20 protein-coding genes are annotated in these 19189 nt (G+C 56.7%); 14 read left to right on the top strand and 6 right to left on the bottom strand.

The annotated features are described in order from the left end of the window. Positions 1-85 precede the first annotated feature (85 nt). Together U5J94_RS09665 and U5J94_RS09670 are read right to left on the bottom strand one after the other, a co-directional pair. On the bottom strand, positions 86-745 hold the full coding sequence (locus U5J94_RS09665; RefSeq protein ID WP_322565433.1) for a site-2 protease family protein: 660 nt from the start codon (positions 743-745) through the stop codon (positions 86-88). 123 nt (positions 746-868) lie between these two features. Continuing rightward, positions 869-1225, bottom strand: a complete 357-nt coding sequence (locus U5J94_RS09670; protein WP_322565434.1) for a pilin assembly protein — start codon at positions 1223-1225, stop codon at positions 869-871. A 221-nt stretch (positions 1226-1446) separates the two neighbouring features. Between U5J94_RS09670 and U5J94_RS09675 the strand changes: the two genes are divergently transcribed. From U5J94_RS09675 to U5J94_RS09690, 4 genes are all read left to right on the top strand, one after another. Further along, positions 1447-2520 (top strand): MBL fold metallo-hydrolase, encoded by a 1074-nt coding sequence (locus tag U5J94_RS09675; protein WP_322565435.1) that lies wholly within the window; start codon positions 1447-1449, stop codon positions 2518-2520. A gap of 46 nt (positions 2521-2566) precedes the next feature. Continuing rightward, complete coding sequence (locus tag U5J94_RS09680; protein WP_322565436.1) at positions 2567-3520, top strand: DHH family phosphoesterase; 954 nt, start codon at positions 2567-2569, stop codon at positions 3518-3520. A 61-nt stretch (positions 3521-3581) separates the two neighbouring features. Continuing rightward, the gene (locus U5J94_RS09685; protein WP_322565437.1) at positions 3582-4787 is read left to right on the top strand and encodes a methionine adenosyltransferase; all 1206 of its coding nucleotides are present in this window, start codon (positions 3582-3584) and stop codon (positions 4785-4787) included. 22 nt (positions 4788-4809) lie between these two features. Beyond that, positions 4810-5751: an aldo/keto reductase gene (locus U5J94_RS09690; RefSeq protein WP_322565438.1), complete on the top strand. Its 942-nt coding sequence runs from the start codon at positions 4810-4812 to the stop codon at positions 5749-5751. Positions 5752-5789: 38 nt separating this feature from the next. On the opposite strand, the gene U5J94_RS09695 is transcribed toward U5J94_RS09690, so the two are convergent. Further along, positions 5790-5996, bottom strand: coding sequence for a hypothetical protein (locus U5J94_RS09695; RefSeq protein ID WP_322565439.1), 207 nt, complete (start codon positions 5994-5996; stop codon positions 5790-5792). 306 nt (positions 5997-6302) lie between these two features. On the opposite strand from U5J94_RS09695, the gene U5J94_RS09700 reads away from it, so the two are divergent. The 6 genes from U5J94_RS09700 to U5J94_RS09725 all read left to right on the top strand — a co-directional run bounded on the left by U5J94_RS09700 (position 6303) and on the right by U5J94_RS09725 (position 10908). After that, a complete protein-coding gene (locus tag U5J94_RS09700; RefSeq protein ID WP_322565440.1) occupies positions 6303-7535 on the top strand; it encodes a S1 RNA-binding domain-containing protein in 1233 nt (410 codons plus the stop codon). A gap of 105 nt (positions 7536-7640) precedes the next feature. Next, positions 7641-8588, top strand: coding sequence for a DnaJ C-terminal domain-containing protein (locus U5J94_RS09705; protein WP_322565441.1), 948 nt, complete (start codon positions 7641-7643; stop codon positions 8586-8588). A gap of 3 nt (positions 8589-8591) precedes the next feature. After that, positions 8592-8909: a chaperone modulator CbpM gene (locus tag U5J94_RS09710; protein WP_322565442.1), complete on the top strand. Its 318-nt coding sequence runs from the start codon at positions 8592-8594 to the stop codon at positions 8907-8909. Positions 8910-8929: 20 nt separating this feature from the next. Next, entirely contained in the window at positions 8930-9892 is a 963-nt protein-coding gene (locus U5J94_RS09715; RefSeq protein WP_322565443.1) for a PDC sensor domain-containing protein, read from the top strand. A gap of 59 nt (positions 9893-9951) precedes the next feature. Beyond that, positions 9952-10290: a hypothetical protein gene (locus tag U5J94_RS09720; RefSeq protein WP_322565444.1), complete on the top strand. Its 339-nt coding sequence runs from the start codon at positions 9952-9954 to the stop codon at positions 10288-10290. Positions 10291-10305: 15 nt separating this feature from the next. Then, the gene (locus tag U5J94_RS09725; RefSeq protein WP_322565445.1) at positions 10306-10908 is read left to right on the top strand and encodes a DNA-J related domain-containing protein; all 603 of its coding nucleotides are present in this window, start codon (positions 10306-10308) and stop codon (positions 10906-10908) included. A gap of 234 nt (positions 10909-11142) precedes the next feature. On the opposite strand, the gene U5J94_RS09730 is transcribed toward U5J94_RS09725, so the two are convergent. Both U5J94_RS09730 and U5J94_RS09735 read right to left on the bottom strand, forming a co-directional pair. Continuing rightward, entirely contained in the window at positions 11143-11895 is a 753-nt protein-coding gene (locus tag U5J94_RS09730) for a slipin family protein (RefSeq protein ID WP_322565446.1), read from the bottom strand. 1 nt (position 11896) lies between these two features. Further along, positions 11897-13276, bottom strand: a complete 1380-nt coding sequence (locus U5J94_RS09735; protein WP_322565447.1) for a nodulation protein NfeD — start codon at positions 13274-13276, stop codon at positions 11897-11899. Between the two features lie 207 nt (positions 13277-13483). On the opposite strand from U5J94_RS09735, the gene U5J94_RS09740 reads away from it, so the two are divergent. Continuing rightward, a complete protein-coding gene (locus U5J94_RS09740; protein WP_322565448.1) occupies positions 13484-13792 on the top strand; it encodes a hypothetical protein in 309 nt (102 codons plus the stop codon). Between the two features lie 163 nt (positions 13793-13955). On the opposite strand, the gene rlmKL is transcribed toward U5J94_RS09740, so the two are convergent. Beyond that, complete coding sequence (rlmKL, locus tag U5J94_RS09745) at positions 13956-16157, bottom strand: bifunctional 23S rRNA (guanine(2069)-N(7))-methyltransferase RlmK/23S rRNA (guanine(2445)-N(2))-methyltransferase RlmL (RefSeq protein ID WP_322565449.1); 2202 nt, start codon at positions 16155-16157, stop codon at positions 13956-13958. A gap of 211 nt (positions 16158-16368) precedes the next feature. Here rlmKL and U5J94_RS09750 point away from each other — a divergent pair, with 211 nt between their 5' ends. The 3 genes from U5J94_RS09750 (at position 16369) to U5J94_RS09760 (ending at position 19151) form a co-directional block, all read left to right on the top strand. Next, entirely contained in the window at positions 16369-16800 is a 432-nt protein-coding gene (locus U5J94_RS09750) for a hypothetical protein (RefSeq protein WP_322565450.1), read from the top strand. Positions 16801-17029: 229 nt separating this feature from the next. Further along, positions 17030-17503, top strand: a complete 474-nt coding sequence (locus U5J94_RS09755; RefSeq protein ID WP_322565451.1) for a hypothetical protein — start codon at positions 17030-17032, stop codon at positions 17501-17503. Positions 17504-17561: 58 nt separating this feature from the next. Beyond that, positions 17562-19151: a bifunctional GNAT family N-acetyltransferase/carbon-nitrogen hydrolase family protein gene (locus U5J94_RS09760; protein ID WP_322565452.1), complete on the top strand. Its 1590-nt coding sequence runs from the start codon at positions 17562-17564 to the stop codon at positions 19149-19151. The last annotated feature ends 38 nt before the right edge of the window (positions 19152-19189 follow it).

Below are 19189 nucleotides of genomic sequence, written 5' to 3' on the forward strand. Positions count from 1 at the left end.
CAATATCGGGACGCTGGCGTTGAAAACAAGGGGTGTGTAGGAATCAACGGCTGGCGTGATGCGGCGGCCTATTACCCCCTGCTACTCAACCACCAAGCAGGCGCTGAATCAACCCCAGTATGGCACTGATAAACGGGGTGATGACTCGCCACAACACGCCGGTCAGCAGCAGTACCAGCAGAATCGGAATACCAAAAGGTTCCACCCGGCTCAGGGCATTGCCCAGCGGCGGGGGCAGCAGGCTGGTCGCAATGCGGCCCCCGTCGGTCGGGGGTAACGGGATCAGATTGAACACCATCAGCAGAATATTAATGAACATGCCGAACATGCCCATATAGATCAGCGGCAGGGCGATGCTCTCCAGCCCGGCCGGCAACAGCGTGGCCAGTTTGCCGATAATGCCCCAGCCAATGGCCATCAGAAAGTTGGCGCCGGGACCGGCGGCGGCCACCCAGGCGCTGTCCCGTCGGGGATGGCGCAGATTATCCCAGTTAACGGGGACCGGCCTGGCCCAGCCGAAGGCGAAGCCGACGGTGAGGATCAGTATCAGCGGGACCAGGATGGTGCCGACCGGGTCGATATGCTTGAGGGGATTTAAGGTGAGTCGGCCCAACATGGCGGCCGTCGGATCCCCGAGCCGATTGGCCATCCAGCCGTGGGCGACCTCGTGTACCACGATGCCGAACAGGGTCGGTAAAATGGCAATGGCGATAATCTGTGTGGTGGTAAGCTCGTTGGCAAACATGGTTATCGGGACTGGACGTTGCGGGGAGGCGGCGGCATCGTAAACTGCGGTGGACTGTCACACAGTACACTATACTATAAATATGGTGGTCGAGATGACGCCGCAACAGATAAACGCGCGGTTTTAACCGCGAGCCGGCGGCGACGTATCGGCGTCACGGTTTTGTAGCTGCTCCCGATACTTGCGGGTCAGCGCCAGAAAGCGGGGAGTCGGCCCGATATCCTCGTAAATTGGATCGCCGTAATCGTCTTCACTGATGACTTTGTCACCGGGGACATAGGGCAGGGCGGCTTCCAGCTCATCCAGTGCGGTGGTGAGAAGATCCAGCAACAGTTGCTCCTGTGTGCGACCGGGGTACATCTCCTGCAAGGCCAGCAGCCGGGCGCCCTGTTCCAGCGGTAATTCAATTGTGCTGCGTATTACCGGTTCTTCGGGGCGTGCGCTGCCGGCCCATTCATTTAACAGTTGTTTGATATGCATGTTTTCTCCTGCCCGTATTCTGAATCCACTCTACGAATATAGGCTATCTGTCTCGCCCGGGCTGCTCGCCCTGGGCCGTTTCGCCTCAGTTTAACAAGAATCCTCATGGTGACAATGGGGTGATTCTGGCTTGTTGCGCTTGAAATTCTCCGGCTGCGAGACGACCCTGTCATCAGGAACCATCAAATCAGAGAAGTATTATGTGCAAAGGATATTGGAAAATGCGGCAATTGACCGGCGTGCTGTTTCTGATGGGTTGTCTGGCAGGTACCGCCGGGGCCGAAATGCTCCAGGGCGAACTGGCCAATCCCGAGAGTGTGGTCCCGACGTGGAATTTTCCAAAAAACGTGATCGATACCCGGCAGTTGCCGCGTTTTTCGCTGCAAAGCGAGAATGACGCTGACACACCGCTGCCGGTATATCAGCTGACCCGGCACACCTATTTTCTGTTCGGGACGATCTCGACTCTGAATGAGGATAACCGGGGCTGGAATGGTAACGCCGGTTTTGTCGTCACCGACGAGGGCGTGGTCGTGATCGATACCCTGGGAACACCGCGGTTGGGCCAGCGGTTGATTGCCACCGTACGCAGTGTAACGGACAAACCGATCCGATACCTGATTATTACCCACAATCACCCCGATCACGCCTATGGTGCCGCGGCTTTCCAGTCACTGGATGCGGTAACGATCATTGCCCATCCGGGTACCCGCGAATACAACAATTCCTCGACACTGGAAGAGTCGGTAGCCTATCGGCGTGAACAGCTGGCTGAGGACATGCAGGGTTTTTCACCGCCCGAGGCGGACCAGTATATCGAGCAGTCCCGGTTTGACAAAAAGGTTATCGAGCTGGGCGAGCAACGATTTGAAATCTACAATACCGGCCGGCATCATTCTTACGGTGATCTGGTGATTTACCAACCAGCCGAGGAGCTTGTCTGGATCTCCGATCTGGCATTTAACCAGCGTACGACCTACATGGGTGACGGGGACAGTGAGCAGATCCTGGAAGGGCAGAAGTGGTTGAAGGATAACTTCGCCAATGCGCGGTTGATGATCCCCGGCCACGGGGGGCCGCAGACTGAACCGTTTCCGATGGTGAACAAAACCCGCGATTACGTACAACGCTTGCGCAGGGAAATGCGCGAAGCGGTGGAACAGGGAGTGTCCCTGCAGGATGCGGTCAATAACAGTCACTTTGATGATTGGGAGGGCACCCGGTTATATGAAGAGAACCATCGCGCCAACGTTAATTATATTTATCGGGAAATGGAACGAGAATTTTTTGAATAGTCGCTTGCCGACTGATTTTATCTGCTAATAACAAAAAAGGAACATTATGGCGTATATCGACGTCTTTAACGGTGATGCCGATGGCATCTGTGCTTTGCAGCAGTTGCGTCTGGCGAACCCGAAGAAAAGCCAGCTGGTAACCGGCATCAAGCGAGATATTGAACTGTTGAAAAAAGTCGAAGCCGTCACCGGTGACCAGGTGACGATACTGGATATCTCGCTGGATAAAAATCGCGACGAGCTGATTCGACTTCTCGATGCCGGTGCCGGGGTTCTCTATTTTGATCACCACTATGCCGGCGAGATACCGCAACATTCCGCGCTCGAGACCCATATTGATACCGATGCCAACATATGCAGCGGCTTGCTGGTAAATCGTTATCTGGAAAACGCCTATCTGCCCTGGGCGGTTGTCGCCGCCTTTGGTGATAACCTGTTCACTGCGGCCCAACAGGCGGCGTCGCCGTTGAATCTGAACGGCGAACAGCTGGAAGAACTCAAGTTACTGGGAACCTGTCTGAACTATAATGGTTACGGTGCAAACCTGTCGGATCTGGTTTATACGCCGGATGATCTGTATCGGCTTGTCGCCGGCTACGCCGATCCGTTCGCCTTTATTCACGAGGAACCCGGCTACGCCCGTTTGCAGGAGGCCTATTACTCGGACTTTGAGCGTGTGAAGGCGCTTACGCCCGACTATGTCGATGCACATCATGCGCTGTATGTACTGCCGGATGCTCATTGGGCGCGCCGGGTTAGCGGGATCTATGCCAATGATCTGGCACAACAGTATCCGGATCGCGCTCACGCCATGCTGAGCATTCGGCCCGAGGGCGGGTTTCTGGTCAGTCTGCGAGCACCGCTGAACAACAAGCGCGGCGCGGATGAATTGTGTCGACAGTTTGATACCGGTGGCGGACGTAAGGCGGCGGCCGGCATCAATCACTTGCCGGAAGAGCAATACGACGCATTTGTTCAGGCGTTCAAGACGGCGTTTTAATCTTATTGCAGCCATCCGCCCATTACGGTGATGATCTCGAAGCAGATAACAGGAGGCGAGGATGGTTGAGACAGTGATAACAACCCGGGAGGATCTGAGCCCGGCCGGGTTTGCCGTGGAGATGGTTGAACGCAAGGGGCAGGGCCATCCCGATACCATCTGCGACGCGCTGGCCGAGGAGCTCAGCCTGGCCCTGTGTCGTTATTATCGTGATCATTTCGGCCTGATTCTGCACCATAACGTGGACAAGGCGCTGTTATGGGGCGGTGAATCCAATCCCGCTTTCGGCGGTGGCGAGATTGTCGCGCCGATGGAGATTTTTCTGGCCGGCCGGGCAACCTCCAGCTATAAAGGTGTCAATGTGCCAATTGGCGAACTGGCCGAGGAGACGGTGCAGCGCTGGTTGCAGGAGAATCTGCATGCCCTGCAGCATGAACCGGCACCGGTGATTCATCACCTTGTCCGATCTGGTTCCGTGGAACTGGTGGATCTGTACGAACGCCAACAGCGCACCGGTGTGGCCCTGGCGAATGATACGTCCTGCGGTGTCGGCTATGCGCCGCTGGATGAACTCGAGCAGCTGGTTTACGCCACAGAGCGGCATCTCAACAGTTCGCAAATCAAACTCCGTTATCCTGCGTTCGGCGAGGATATCAAGGTAATGGGGGTTCGACAGCGAGAGTGCATCGAGTTGACGATTGCTTGCGCACTGGTGGATCGCCATGTCCGCGATGCCGATGAGTATCTGGCTCACAAGAAAACGATCGCGGAACTGGTCAGCAACAAGGCGGTCGGAATTAGCGAACTGCCGTTGCAGGTTAATGTCAACATGGCCGATGCGCCGGAGCAGGGGAGTTTCTATCTGACCGTGACCGGGACTTCCGCCGAGGCCGGGGATGACGGTGAAGTCGGCCGGGGTAATCGCACCAACGGCCTGATTACGCCCTGTCGACCGATGAATATGGAAGCGGCAGCGGGAAAAAATCCGGTCACCCATGTGGGTAAACTGTATAACCTGACCGCTCAGGCGATGGCCCGTGATCTGGTGGACGCCTTGCCGGAGGTGGCAGCAGCGGAGTGTTTTCTGGTCAGTCGGATCGGCCAGCCGATCCGTGAGCCCTGGTTACTGGAAGTCCGACTGCAGCTGGCGGCGGGCGCGGAACTGGCACCTGTTCGCGCCCCGGTGGAGGCGATCGCTCGCGAGCGCCTGGCCAGGATCGATCATCTGCAGGAAGAACTTTTGCAATCAGTGATGCCGGTGTATTGAAACCCCGGCTAAAGGTGTGTCGATGCAAAACCGCAACTTTTCCCTGACCCGGCGACGCCTGTTACAACAGGTTGTTGCATTGGCTCTGGGTTTTAACCTGAACTTGCCGCGCACGGGGTGGGCCGATACATCGCAAAAAATTCTGCGGCGAATACCTTCTAATAATGAAACTGTCCCGGCGATCGGCATGGGAACCTGGCTGACCTTTGGTATCGATCCGGATGACGCTTCGCAAATGCGCGTGCGGGAGAAAATTCTGCATACCTTTTTCGAACTGGGCGGGGAGCTGATCGACTCCTCACCCATGTACGGTTCGGCGGAGGAGGTCGTTGGAAAATGTCTGGCGCGCCTTGACGAGACGCCCGATCTGTTTGCCGCCACCAAGGTCTGGACCTCGGGCTGGCGCGCCGGTGTGCGGCAGATGGAGCGCTCGCGTGTGCTCTGGGGTGTCGAGCGAGTGGATCTGATGCAGGTGCATAATCTGCTCGACTGGGAGACGCACCTGGCAACGCTCAAGGAGTGGAAAGCGGCGGGACGGATTCGTTATCTGGGCGTGACCACGTCGCACGGGCGGCGTCATTCGGAACTGGCCAGGATTATGGAAACGGAGCCGCTCGATTTTGTGCAGCTGACCTACAATCTGCTAGACCGGGAGGCGGAGCAACATCTGTTGCCGCTGGCACAGGAGCGTGGCATTGCCGTGCTGGCCAACCGGCCGTTTCAGGGCGGCGGGTTGTTCAGTCGTTTTGCTTCACAACCGTTACCGGACTGGGCATCGGCGATCGACTGCGAAAACTGGGCCCAGTTTTTCCTCAAATTCATTATTTCGCACCCGGCCATCACCTGTGCGATTCCGGCCACCTCGAAGGTGGCCCATATGCGCGAGAACATGGGGGCCGGTTACGGACGCCTGCCGGATGCGAAGCTGCGCCGGCGAATGAGCGAGTATGTTCGCGGCCTGTAATCTGAAATATTGGCAACCTCGCCTGGCAGCGGATCGGATCAGGCCGCGCGCTTGAAGGTGTAGTCACTGCCGTTGCGCTTCACCTTGAGCGGCACGCGCTGGATGGTGATCTCCTCGCCGTCTTCGATGTTACGCGGCTCGCCACCGGCGACAATAAAACCCTCATAAGTCACGCCACAATGATACAGGCCCAGCTTGTCGTGTTTTCCGGGACGCAGCGTCAGGCTATTGGTTTCTTCTGTCATGGTGCACCTCCTTACTTGGCACTGTGTATCGCCACTATCCCGGATCTAGATCAACACCCGGCGTCTTTCAAGCCATGTGGCGTCTTGTAGCTAGCGTGTTTGGGGTATCAGATCAAGCGGATTTAAAAACCTGCACCGCAGGTGGCTTTGTTAAGATCGACGTGTGTTGTTTCACTGATCTCACCAGGGTTGTCTGCTGCATGAACATTATCCAACGACTTGCCGAAGAGCTCGGCGTCAGGCCGGCCCAGATCGAGGCCACGGTACGTTTACTGGACGACGGGACGACGGGGCGACGGGGCGACGGTGCCGTTTATTGCCCGCTATCGCAAGGAGGCCACTGCCGGCCTCGACGATACCCGGTTGCGCCAACTCGACGAGCGTCTGGGCTATTTGCGGGAACTGGAGGATCGCCGTGCCAGCGTCATCGAATCGATTCGCGAACAGGGCAAGCTGAGCGAGGAGTTGCAGGCAGCCCTGGCGCAGGCCGAGACCAAGACCCGGCTGGAAGATCTTTACGCGCCCTACAAACCCAAACGCCGGACCCGGGCACAGATCGCGCGCGAAGCCGGACTCGAGCCGTTGCTCGAGGCGCTGCTCGAGGATCCCACGCGGGATCCGTTGCCGCTGGCCGACGCGTATCTCAATCCCGAGGCCGGGGTGGCGGAAGCCGAAGCGGCGCTGGAAGGGGCCCGGCAGATATTCATGGAGCGCGCCGCCGAGCAGGCGGATCTGGTCGCACAACTGCGCGAATGGCTCTGGGACAGGGGCCGGCTGGTGGCCAGAGCGCCGAGCAAGAGGCGATCCGCATCCGCGGATCGCCAGCAGTTACTCGAGGTGACGCGCCTGGGACCCCGCGCGTTTGAGCAGGCCGCCGGGTTTTTGCGGATTCGCGACGGCAGCAATCCGCTGGATGCCTCGGCGGTGCATCCCGAAGCCTATCCGGTGGTCGAACGCATCCTGCAGGACAGCGGCCGGGATATTCACTCGCTGATCGGCGACAGTGCTTTTCTCAACACGCTGGCGGCCAATGACTATACCGATGATCAGTTTGGTGAACCGACGGTGCGCGATATTATCGCCGAGCTGGACAAGCCGGGACGGGATCCGCGCCCCGAGTTCAAGACTGCCAGTTTCAGGGACGGGGTGGAGACCCTCAGGGATCTGCAACCGGGCATGCTGCTCGAAGGGGTGATCAGCAACGTGACCAACTTCGGGGCCTTTGTCGATATCGGCGTCCACCAGGACGGCCTGGTCCACATCTCGGCCCTGGCCGATCGGTTCGTGCGCGATCCCCGCGAGGTGGTCAGGGCCGGTCAGGTGGTCAAGGTCAAGGTAATGGAGGTGGACATTGACCGCAAGCGGGTGGGATTGTCGATGCGCCTGGCCGATGAGCCCGGCAAGCCGGCGACACCAAAGCCGCGGCAGAGCAAACCCCGGGGCAAGTCCGCGTCTGCCAAAAAGCCTGCCAGAGCGGACAGCAAACAGGCCAATACCGCTATAGCCGCCGCGTTTGCCAGAGTGAAGGACTCTTCCTGACACTGCTGTCGACAATGGTCTTGAGAATAATGCCGCGATTGCTTGAAAAATCATCCTGCGCCCCCTAGTCATAAGAAAGCTGTATGTATTTAACGGGAGCCGAAGGTGGAATATAAGGATTATTACCAGATACTGGGCGTCGAGCGGGACGCCACACAGGATGAGATCAAACGCGCCTATCGCAAGCTGGCGCGCAAGTATCACCCCGATGTGAGCAAGGAAGCGGATGCCGAGGATCGTTTCAAGGAGATGGCGGAAGCCTACGAAGCGCTCAAGGATCCCGAAAAGCGTGCCGCCTATGATCAGCTGGGCGCCAACTGGCAGGGCGGCCAGGATTTTCGGCCGCCGCCGGACTGGGATGCCGGCTTCGAATACAGTGGCGGCTTCGGTGGTGGCGCCGCCGATGCCGCGTCCTTCAGTGACTTTTTCGAAACCCTGTTCGGCCAGCGCGGTGGAATGGGAGGCATGGGCGGCGGCGGCTTTCGCAGCCGCGGCGACGATCACCATGCCCGGGTATTGATCGATGTGGAGGACGCTTTTCAGGGCACGGTGCGTAATCTGACCCTGCATGCGCCGGAAGTGGATGAGCAGGGGCATGTGCGCACCCGTGAACGCAACCTGAATGTGCGCATCCCAAAAGGGGTGCGTCAGGGCCAGCACATCCGGCTGAGTGGACAGGGCCATCCCGGTATGGGGGGCGGCCAGGCGGGGGATCTCTATCTGGAGGTCGACTTCAAGCCGCACCCCCTGTACCGCGTCGAGGGGCGGGATCTCTATCTGGATCTGCCCCTGGCGCCCTGGGAAGCGGCGCTGGGTGCCCGGGTCAAGGTGCCAACCCCCGATGGCGAAGTCGATATGCGGATTCCGCCCAATTCGCAAAGCGGACGCAAGTTGCGATTGAAGGGACGGGGCATTCCGGGCAAAACACCCGGGGACCTCTATGTCATCCTGAACATCGTCCAACCGGCGGCTGACAGCGACAAGGCGAAGGCGTTTTATCAGAAAATGGCCGAGGAGTTTGATTTCAACCCGCGGGCGGGTCTGGGAGTGTGAAGCATGACGGAGCATCAGGAAACCCTATCCGGTATTATTCTTGACGAGAGCACGACCTTGAGTCTGAATGAGCTCAGTGGTGCCTGCGAGGTACAGGTCGATCTGATCGTGGCCCTGGTCGAAGAGGGGATTATCGAACCGCTGGAAAGCCGAACGGTCGAATGGCAATTTCCGGCGACGCAGCTGCCTCGTGTGCGCAAGGCCATGCATCTGTATCATGATCTGGAACTCAATCTGGCCGGCGTGGCACTGGCCCTGGAGCTGCTGGACGAGGTCAGCGAATTACGCTCACGCCTGCGCCAGCTTGAATCATCATTTTAATAACCTGACCGGATAGTGTTGTGACTGATCCCAAAGCCGCTCTTAAAGAGAGTATTGTTCGTCAGCGCGAATCGCTGACAAAACTGCTGCAATCTCCCTTGTATGCCATTGCCGAGGCCTGCAGCCGCGTCTGGGGGGATCGGCGGGCACTGGATGCGGTCTTGCAGGAAAAACTGGAGACGGTGCCCCACTGCAAATTCCTGTATGTCCTGGACACCGATGCTATCCAGATCAGCGACAATGTCTCGCCTGACGGGGTTGTTGAAAATGATTACGGCCGGGATCGTTCCTCGCGTCCCTATATGTGTGAAGCGGTACCCAGCTCCGGTTTCCTGTTGTCCGATGCCTATATCAGCCTGCGCGCCATGCGGCCCTCACTGACGGCAATTCAGCTGGTGAGAAACAGTGACGGCAAGGTACTGGGTTTCCTTGGTGCCGACTTCGATCTGCGTGATCTGCCGCTGACCCGTGAACTTTACGAGGAGCCGCGTTACTGGCAACAAATCAAGGGGGATCCTTCCATTCGTGGCACGGTGTTTCATCAGTCACGGGTCGATAGTGAAATGGACAAGCAGTTAGACACGATTTTGTCAGTTGTCGAGGAGTTGATGACCGGGCATGGCGTATTTCATGTGATTCTGCATTTTTCCAGCAGTCGTGCCATTATCTGGCAAATGGAGGACCCCTATCGTTACCGGCTGCTTGATATCGATTCGTTGATCGACCCTGATATCTGTCTGGCCTACCCGCATCAGGCCTATTCGACCGAGGCCGCGGTACCGGCCTCCCAGATCAGTGAAGTATTGAAGGCGTTCAAACAGTTGCGCTTTATGGATGAAACATTATATTTACGTTCAGGGACTCTGAATATATTCAATGGTCTGGTCGGTCTGACATTCTCCTGTGATGGTTCGCACTATATCCCCTATGATGAGTTTCTGGATAAACAACATGCTTTCTGGGACATGAACGTCAACGCCTGAGCGGCCGCGCAGCGGAGGATCAGGCCGGTGCCGTCGTATTGTGCTGACAAGATAAAGTTATGCAATCATTACTGACTCTTAAAATCGACGGCAAGATCATGCTGGAATTTGATCGCAATACCCGTCTGCCAGGCAGGCAGCGGGAATTTCTGGACAAAATGGACGAGGATATGAGCCAGGGTATCCGCCTGGCGGAAAAGTATGTTCCGGAACCGGACAGTCTGCAACGTGCCCGTTATGTCGCTATGCATCTTTTACAGGCATTCGAGAAGGATGATCAGGGTATGATTACCGCGGCCTTTGCCTATCTGGCACAACGCATACCTGCACTTAACACTGTTCAGATCGACCATAATCCGCAGGGGGTTAACTTGCAATTGAAGCTGGATCAAAAATAGCTGCGCACCGGTCAGATGCCTGTTCATCACACCAGTACCGAAGGGCGCCTTCCGGATGCCTTTTATATCGATTTGGAAGTGCAGCTTAAACGCTATCCCGACGGTATCAGTGAATATGCCCTGCTAAAAGAGCTGAAAGCCCGCGGCTATTTTGCTTTTTTATCAGATAGGCCGGCGGCACCGGATGCGTTATTCAAGGCGCACTTTCTGTTGTTTCATGCGCTCTATCGATTGCAGAAAACCTGTTATTTCGAGAAAAAGGCTTTTATCGATATCGGGCCACTGAATATCTGTTTACGGGATTATCAACCCGGTGAGGCTGCGCTGACCACACCGGACAATCTCGCCGCCTATTATCTGGATCTGGCTAATCTGGATAATACATCTACAGAGGATGTTGAAGCATTACTTGCCACCTTCTGGCGTGAATACACCCGTTTTGATAACCGGGTGGCGGCGCTGGCCGAGTTGGGCCTGGCTGATCCGGTGGATGAAACGACAATCAAACAGGCTTATCGGCGTCTGGCCATGCTGCACCATCCTGACAGGGGCGGTGAGGCGCGGCGTCTACAGACTATCAATGCGGCATACGAGACACTGTGCAAATCGCGTTTCTGACGACCGTGACTTTCATGATCCCGTGTATGGAATCCCGTGGAGAAACCGGCAAGGGAACTCCAAAGAGTTCAATGGCACGGAAAGCACCTGAACAGGAACAGTGTGACTTTCCGGTTTTTGTATTCAGTGCTTCAGTGTGTCCGGGGCCTTTCAATGTCGTGCCAATCGTCCCTGAGGCGTGTGAATCTCATCCTGAAACTGAGTCGGGTGGAAAGATTGCCGGATTCCCGGTGCCTATTTTTTAAGCGCGTTGCTCAGTGTTTCAAGCATATCCATCGGCATGGGGAAGACAATAGTGCTGGTCTTGTCGCCGGCAATCTCGGTCAGAGTCTGCATATAACGCAACTGCAGGGCTGACGGCTGTTTGGCCAGTATCTCGGAGGCGTTGGCAAGTTCATTCGCGGCCTGGCGCTCGCCTTCGGCATGAATAATCTTGGCGCGCCGCACCCGTTCCGCCTCGGCCTGTTTGGCAATAGCGCGGATCATACTGTCATCCAGATCGACATGTTTGATTTCCACGTTATTAACCTTGATACCCCAGGCGTCGGTTTGTTCGTCCAGGATTTTCTGGATATCGGCGTTAAGCTTGTCGCGTTCGGAGAGCATCTCATCCAGTTCATGCTGCCCCAGCACGGAACGCAGGGTGGTCTGGGCCAGCTGGCTGGTGGCCGAATAGTAATCCTCTACCTGAATGATGGCCCGTTCCGGATCGACGACCCGGAAATAGAGCACGGCATTGACATGCACCGAGACATTATCCTGGGAAATCACATCCTGGCTGGGGACATCCATGACGATAATCCGCAGATCTACCTTGACCATCTGCTGGATTAACGGGATGACAATGATGAAGCCGGGTCCCTTGACTTTCCAGAAACGTCCCAGGGTGAAAATCACTCCCCGCTCGTATTCGCGGAGAATGCGGATCGCACTGAACAGGAAGATGACGACCAGGGCGATAATGATATAGAGCGTGTAATCCGTCATGTTATTTCTCCTCTTCGATAGAATCGTTCAGGGGCTCGACAGTTAAAGTAAGACCGTCAACCTTGGTAACCCGAACTCGTTGGCCTGGTTGCAATGGTTGATCACTCACCGCTTGCCAGTGTTCGCTGTGAATCAGAATCGTCGCTCGATGATCATCGACGCTGATCACCTTGCCGGTTCCGGTGAGAAGCTGCTCCATGCCGCTGACGACCGGTCGTCGTCGGGAGCGTAATGCCATACCGATTACGATGACAAACATCAAGACACTGCTGAGGGCGAAGGCGGCGATGACACCGGGATTGATTCCGTAGCCGGGCGCAGTGGTGTCGATCAGGATGATCGAGCCGAATACGAACGCAATTACCCCACCGATACCCAGGACGCCGAAACTGGGTTGATAGGCCTCGCCAATCATTAATGCAATACCAAGTATTATCAGAGCCATACCGGCATAGTTGACGGGGAGTAATTGCAGGGCATACAAGCCCAGCAGCAGGGCGATGGCGCCGACCGTGCCCGGGACAATCGCGCCGGGATTCGAAAATTCGAAAATCAGCCCGTAAATACCGATGAGCATCAATATATAGGCGATGTTGGGATTGGTGATAACGCTCAGTAAACGGCTGCGCCAGTCCGGATTTTGGACTTGGATGCGCATATCCAGGGTGTTGAGAGCCTGTTGCTGGCCGTAGATCTCGATTTCGCGGCCATCCAGCTGCTGTAGCAGATCCGCATTGCTGCGCGCCACCAGATCGATAACGTTTTTCTCCAGAGCTTCACGGTAGGAGAGGCTGGCAGCCTCGCGTACGGCCTGTTCCGCCCAGTCGGCGTTGCGACCGCGCAATTCGGCCAGGCCGCGGATATAGGCGACGGCATCATTGATCGCCTTGCGTTCGCCGGCGGATTTTCCCTGGCTCGGTTGATCCTGCTCTTGCTCTTGCTCCGATTTCGGTTTCTCGTCATCTGGTTGACCGGGACCGCCGAGTTTCACCGGCGTGGCGGCCCCCAGGTTGGTGCCGGGCGCCATGGCGGCGATATGGCTGGCATAGAGAATATAGGTGCCGGCGCTGGCGGCGCGTGAGCCGGTGGGTGCGACATAGGTCACAACCGGAATCGGCGAGCTGGTGATACTTTTGATAATGCCCCGCATAGCGCTATCCAGTCCGCCCGGGGTGTCCATGCGAATGAGAATCAACCCGGCCTGTTCAGCGGGCGCATTGTCGATGGCCCGGGTGATATAATCCTCCGTGGCGGGACCGATGACATCATTGATGCTGAGTTGAAGTACGGTTCGGGCCGATGAGGTGTCCGAAGCTATCGCCGGTGCGGCTATTATAAGCAGCAAAAGCAGAGACAATAATCGTTGAGCGGCTTTCCACATGTTGAAGGTTACTCGCAAATTCCTTCACCAAGCATAGCCGCTCCGGCCGCTGTTTTCGACCGACAGGTACCGGACAGAAAAAAAACCATGGAAAAACGAATGAGACAAGAACATGACATCGACGGTGGGTTGTCGACGAGCCGTTTCCCCGCGAGGTCCCTGATAATATTCGGGATAATGCTGTGCCTGATATTGCTTGGAGCGTCAGTGGAACTGGTTGCCGAGGAACAGATGAGTCGTGACCAGTATGTGGCGCAATCACACGACGATTTGCTGGCGCCCTGTCAGAGTGAGGCATTTGTCAACTGTCTTGGCACCACTGAAGCGCAATGTACCCGACAGGTCAATCAGCTGGTCGAGACATGCAGTGCGGCATTACCCGCCATTCTCACGGCGGACAACTTTAATGATTCTGCCGTAGGATATGCCAGTTGCGTGTTTGACGGATTGCAAGAGGCATTTGGCAAGAGCAGTGAAGAGATCGGCCATTGTGAGAATCAGGCAGGCATGCGCTAAATCCGGGCATTCCTGATACCAGTACCGGTGCGAAATACCCCGGCGCCTTTCGGGACACGCCGTGAATCCGCCCTGCAGGTTCAATGCTCATCTCTCTGGTCGACGGTTCTGCAGGCGCAAAAATAACGCCCGAATAGTCCAAATGATCGGCGATCTGGAACACTCATTTATCGTCAGTGTTCTTCAACGACAATACTGTTTTGCGGCGATGACGAAACTCCCAGCAGTGGTGGATCTTCGGGTTGCGCTCAAAATCACGGGGTAGCGTTTCACGATTGATATCTGTTATTTCCAAAGCGGCAATGGATGTTTCATCCAGCTTGAAGTTACGCAAGTTGGTGGAAAACAGCAGTACGCCATTTTTACGTAACCGTTTCATCGCCTGGCGGATCAGCGCGACATGATCGCGCTGGATGTCCAGGGTCGCCTGCATGCGCTTGGAGGTAGAGAAGCTGGGGGGATCGAGAAAAATCAGATCATATTGTTGAGCGTTAACGCCTTCTTCAAGCCAGAACAGGCAATCGGCCTGAATAAAGCGATGTTCGCCCCCGTCAAAACCGTTCAGGTGCATGTTGCGTCGCGCCCAGTCGAGATAGGTCTTTGACATATCGATGGTGGTGGTGCTGCAGGCGCCGCCATGGGCGGCGTAGACGCTGGCCGTGCCGGTATAGGCAAACAGATTCAGAAAGTCGCCGTTGGCGGCCAGCTTGCCGATCCGCCTGCGCACCAGGCGGTGATCCAGGAACAGGCCGGTGTCGAGATAATCCTCGAAGTTGACCCAGAACCGGCAGCCGTTTTCCTGGACGCTGTAAAAATGTTTCTCCTCGGCCAGCTTCTCATACTGGGCGCTGCCTTTTTGCCGGCGTCGGACCTTGAAAAACAGCTGTTGTTCGCAAATCGCCAGCGTGTCGAGAATAACCCCCAGTGCCTCACGCAGGCGTTGCCGGGCCTTCTCCGGGTCGACGCTGCGCGGCGGCTCGTATTCCTGCACATGCACGTAACGCTGTTCCGTCTCGTAGACATCAATGGCCAGGGCATATTCCGGCATGTCGGCGTCGTAGAGGCGATAACAACTGATATTTTCCTGTTTGAGCCAGCGGGACAGTTGCCGGGTGTTCTTTTGCAACCGATTGGCGAGCATGCGCGCATTGTCCGTGAACTCCGCCGGCTGTAACGGCCGGGGGTAGCCGCGCGGCGTGATGTCATAATCCGGCTCTATCCGGTAATGGAACAACTTGCATTCGATGGGACCGTTGTACAGGCTGTGACGGCGCAGCGTGCGCAGTTGCAACTGGCCACTGAGCTCCGGGTTGCCGGTAAACAGCGTCGCCTGCCAGCCGTTGAAATGCTGTTTGAGGGTCTGGCCGAGCTGTCGGTAGAGCAGCGGCAGGTCCGAATCACTGCCCAGTCGCTCGCCATAGGGCGGATTGACCACCACCAGCCCCGGAACGGCATCCAGCGGCGGGCGAATGGCCTCCAGAGGACGGCACTCGAGTTGGATCAGCCCGGCGAGGTCCGCTTCCCGCACATTCTGTTCGGCACCGGCAATGGCCCGCGCATCGATATCATAGCCGTGGATCGCCGGCAGGCGGGCCAGACCCTGTTGGCGGCGCTGTTGGGCTTCGTCATAAAGGTTTTGCCAAAGCGTCGGATCATGCTGGCGCCAGCCGCTGAATCCCCAGTACTCGCGCAGCAGCCCCGGAGCAATATCGGCGGCGATCCAGGCGCCCTCGATCAGCAAGGTGCCGGAACCGCACATGGGATCGAGCAGAGTGCCCTGTTCCCGGGCTATCTGCGGCCAGCCGGCACGCAACAGAATTGCCGCCGCCAGATTCTCCTTGAGCGGTGCCGCGCCACCGGCGCGCCGATAGCCCCGTCGATGCAGGGAATCGCCGGAGAGATCCAGGCTGACGCTGGCCTGGTCGCGATGCACATAGACATTGATCCGTACATCGGGCCAGCCGGTATCGATCGACGGACGCTCGCCGTCCCGATCCCGGAATTGATCGACCACGGCATCCTTGGCCTTGAGCGCACCATACTGACTATGTGTGATTGTGGATTGGCTGCTCTGAAACTGGACGGCGAAGGTATTGGCAACGCCGAAATGGTCGCGCCAGTCGATCTGTTGCATGCCCCGGTACAGGGCCTCGGGTGAATCGGCAGTGAAGCTGCCCAGTTCCAGCAGGACACGATTGGCCACCCGGCTCCAGAGACAGACCCGGTAGGCTTCTTCGAGTGTGCCGTGGAAGCTGACCCCGCCACGGGTTTCCCGGGCCTGGTCGATGCCCTGCGCGTGCAGCTCTTCGGTCAGGAGCGATTCCAGGTGCAGGGGGGCAGTGACGAACAGGGCGTAATCGGACATGATGGGTTAAACCGCTGAAAAAGCGGGTAGTTTACCCTTTAATGCCCGGTTGCGGGCAGTCCCTGAAGGTCTGTGCGGGATTTATTTTACCGGTAATTCGCGCAGGGGGCATTGGTCGAGGCTGGTATTTGGGAGCGGCTTTGTTATGATGAACGCGGTCGCCCGGACCGGATAACAACAACGACACTTTCGACTGTTCAGACAGGGTATTATGGAATTTTACGCTACTGCCCGCCTGCCGTTTACTCCTAACGAATTGCAACGTTATTTGCGTATCGACAACCTGCCATCATGGTGTGCGTCGATCGAGACGGTACTGTCCCACCAGGGAGAGCGGGGACGTATTTATTGCCTCTGGGGCGAGTTTGCCATTCACCAGGAAATTCTACGTGACGGCGTGCGTTTCACCCTGCCGGGTTGTCCAAATGTCCTGCAATGGACCGTGACCGCCGACGCGGACCGACGCCCGGGTCAGGTCGTGGTTCATTGCACTATCAACCGACAGCAGCACGAGCCCGAATTTGTCGAATCGCTGGAACAGTTTGTGGCCGACTGGAAAGCCGGCCTGGAAGACTGGCAGGCCCGCCTGCAGGAGCTGGCCGGTGAGCGGGCGCCGGCCGAATGTCCACCCTGGTACGGCTAAATCAGGTGTTTGGAATACGCGATCCCTTTGTCATTCAGAAGTGCCGTTGAGCCTTCGAGGACACGCCGTGAAAACGCCCGTGTGGGTGAGTCGATGCCGTCCTGACGAATGTACAAGCGGACTTTGCCCCGGGCCTGACAGGCTATTGAAATCGACACCGTTGTCCATGTCTTCCGACTTTCTCAAGATGCTAGAATCATTCACGGTATATCAGCGAAAGGAACCTGTTATGAATCGAATGCTACCGCTAATCGTGCTGTTATTAACCAGTTGGCATGTTGTTGCCGCCGAACAGGCGCCATGGGGCAGGGCCGAGGCACAGCAGTACGATTATCAACCACAAAAGGTTGTCTATGATGTGTCTGTATCGAGCCGCAAGCAGTTCGAACAGGTACTGGACCGCGCCAGTTATCTCAGCCAGGTCTATCATGCCGATCCGTTTGCCGCCTCGATCGTGCTGGTCCTGCATGGAGATGAAATTTCGTTTTTTGCGATTAAGAACTATCTCAAGAACAAGGAGCTGGTTACCCGTACCCAGAGCCTGACAGTGGGCGATGTGATCGAGATTCGCATGTGCCGGATTGCCGCCCGGGGGCATGGTTATGACCCGGAAGATATTCACGGGTTTGTCCAGATGGTACCGATGGCCGATGCCGAGATCATTCGCCTGCAACGGGAAGAGAACTATGCCTACATGCAATAATTCCGAAACGAAATCGGGGGCATGATATCCCCCAACGGCATTGACAGGTATTCAATTTATGGCAGATAAAAAAGGCGGCTCGACCCCGTTTAAAAATCCCCGCAGTCACCTGACGGTGCGCAACGCGACCAATCAGGATGTGCCGGCAATCGCCGCCCTGACGGATCGGGTCTACAACAGCAGCACCGGCCAGTCGGGCTATTCGGAAGGCTCGATCCGGGGCCAGATTAACAACTATCCGGACGGACAGTTTGTGGTGCTGGTGGACGACAAGGTGGTGGGTTATTGTGCCACCTTCCGGATTGCCGGCAAGGTGGCGTTGCGCCCGCATACCTGGGCGGAAATTACCGGTAACGGCTATGCCTCGCGGCATGATCCGAAGGGGGAGTGGCTGTATGGCATGGAAGTTGTGGTCGATTCCGATTATCGCGGATATCGAATCGGCAACCGGCTTTATAACGAACGAAAGAAACTTTGCGAATCCCTGGGGCTGAAAGGGATTGTATTCGCCGGTCGGTTGCCGACACTGGCAAAGCGTATCAAGCGTTTTGGTTCCGTCGAAGAATACGTTGAGCAGGTCAAGCAGAAGAAGCTGCGCGATCCGGTACTCTCTTTTCAACTGCGCAACGGTTTTGAGATTATCGGAATCATCAAGAATTACCTCGACTCGGATCGCGATTCATTAGGTTATGCCGTTCATCTGGCTTGGCATAATCCCAAAGTTCAGCAGGAGGAAGAGCAGGAACGCAGCAAGCGCTACGGCGAACGCCTGCCCGACACGATACGCATCGGCACGGTGCAGTACATGCAACGGCGAGTGCGTTCCTTCGAGGAGTTTCTCGGGATTGTCGAATACTTTGTCGATGTAGTGGCAGACTATCAGGGAGATTTCGTGGTATTTCCGGAGATGTTTACCCTGCAATTACTCTCCATCGAAGATCAGCAGCTGCGTCCGTCCGAATCCATCGAGGCGTTGACCAAGTATACGCCGCACTTTGTGCAGGCCTTGCGCGAGATGGCGCTGCGTTACAACATCAATATTATCGGAGGCTCCCACCCGACCCGGGTCGAAAGCGGGCGCGTGGAAAATATCTCCTATGTTTTTTTGCGGGATGGTCGGGTGTATGAACAAGCCAAAATCCACCCCACACCCAATGAGGTTTACTGGTGGAATATCGAAGGCGGCCGGGCGGTCAATGCCATCGAGACGGACTGTGGCCCCATTGGTGTCCTGATTTGTTATGACTCGGAGTTTCCGGAATTGGGCCGCCATCTGGCCGATCAGGGTGTGCAGATCCTGTTTGTGCCGTTTTGCACCGACGAGCGCCAGAGTTATCTGCGGGTGCGTTATTGTTGCCAGGCCCGGGCGGTGGAAAACCAGTTTTACGTGGTAATGTCCGGCAATGTGGGTAACCTGCCGAATGTCCATAATATGGATATCCAGTATGCCCAGAGCTGCATACTGACACCGTGTGATTTCCCGTTTGCCCGCGACGGGATCGCCGCCGATACTACCCCCAATGTCGAGACAGTCGCGATCGCCGATTTGCGACCGGAAACCCTGCAGGTAGCGCGCAACAGCGGCACGGTCCAGAATCTGCATGATCGTCGTCACGACCTCTACAATGTCCAGTGGCGTGGTAAATAAGCTGTTTTATATTGATAAAAATTCTCTGTGCCAGGTGG

This window comes from Thiohalophilus sp., from assembly GCF_034522235.1.
Classification (GTDB): Bacteria; Pseudomonadota; Gammaproteobacteria; order UBA6429; family Thiohalophilaceae; genus Thiohalophilus.